The sequence below is a fragment of the Pseudomonas sp. 478 genome (assembly GCF_003254125.1).
In the GTDB taxonomy this organism is placed as follows: domain Bacteria; phylum Pseudomonadota; class Gammaproteobacteria; order Pseudomonadales; family Pseudomonadaceae; genus Aquipseudomonas.
On the sequence record NZ_QKZG01000029.1, the window covers coordinates 1,286 to 2,744 of the forward strand.

The following is a 1,459-nucleotide window of genomic DNA, read 5'->3' on the forward strand; positions in this document are numbered from 1 at the left end:
TAAGGCCGAGAGCTGATGACGAGTTACCCTTTGGGTGACGAAGTGGTTGATGCCATGCTTCCAAGAAAAGCTTCTAAGCTTCAGGTAACCAGGAACCGTACCCCAAACCGACACAGGTGGTTGGGTAGAGAATACCAAGGCGCTTGAGAGAACTCGGGTGAAGGAACTAGGCAAAATGGCACCGTAACTTCGGGAGAAGGTGCGCCGGTGAGGGTGAAGCATTTACTGCGTAAGCCCATGCCGGTCGAAGATACCAGGCCGCTGCGACTGTTTATTAAAAACACAGCACTCTGCAAACACGAAAGTGGACGTATAGGGTGTGACGCCTGCCCGGTGCCGGAAGGTTAATTGATGGGGTTAGCTAACGCGAAGCTCTTGATCGAAGCCCCGGTAAACGGCGGCCGTAACTATAACGGTCCTAAGGTAGCGAAATTCCTTGTCGGGTAAGTTCCGACCTGCACGAATGGCGTAACGATGGCGGCGCTGTCTCCACCCGAGACTCAGTGAAATTGAAATCGCTGTGAAGATGCAGTGTATCCGCGGCTAGACGGAAAGACCCCGTGAACCTTTACTATAGCTTTGCACTGGACTTTGAATTTGCTTGTGTAGGATAGGTGGGAGGCTTTGAAGCGTGGACGCCAGTTCGCGTGGAGCCAACCTTGAAATACCACCCTGGCAACTTTGAGGTTCTAACTCAGGTCCGTTATCCGGATCGAGGACAGTGTATGGTGGGTAGTTTGACTGGGGCGGTCTCCTCCTAAAGAGTAACGGAGGAGTACGAAGGTGCGCTCAGACCGGTCGGAAATCGGTCGTAGAGTATAAAGGCAAAAGCGCGCTTGACTGCGAGACAGACACGTCGAGCAGGTACGAAAGTAGGTCTTAGTGATCCGGTGGTTCTGTATGGAAGGGCCATCGCTCAACGGATAAAAGGTACTCCGGGGATAACAGGCTGATACCGCCCAAGAGTTCATATCGACGGCGGTGTTTGGCACCTCGATGTCGGCTCATCACATCCTGGGGCTGAAGCCGGTCCCAAGGGTATGGCTGTTCGCCATTTAAAGTGGTACGCGAGCTGGGTTTAGAACGTCGTGAGACAGTTCGGTCCCTATCTGCCGTGGACGTTTGAGATTTGAGAGGGGCTGCTCCTAGTACGAGAGGACCGGAGTGGACGAACCTCTGGTGTTCCGGTTGTCACGCCAGTGGCATTGCCGGGTAGCTATGTTCGGAATAGATAACCGCTGAAAGCATCTAAGCGGGAAACTAGCCTCAAGATGAGATCTCACTGGGACCTTGAGTCCCCTGAAGGGCCGTCGAAGACTACGACGTTGATAGGTTGGGTGTGTAAGCGCTGTGAGGCGTTGAGCTAACCAATACTAATTGCCCGTGAGGCTTGACCATATAACACCCAAGCAATTTGACTACTCGAAAGAGCATCAGATTGCGGTGTGTGAAGACGAAA

Annotated in this window: 1 rRNA gene (only partly in view); it reads left to right on the forward strand. The window is 52.9% G+C overall.

Features of this window, described 5'->3' with window-relative positions:
* A 23S ribosomal RNA gene (locus DFS28_RS30330) occupies positions 1-1,398 on the forward strand (its annotated part extends 1,285 nt beyond the left edge of the window); the annotation flags it as partial.
* Between the last annotated feature and the right edge of the window lie 61 nt (positions 1,399-1,459).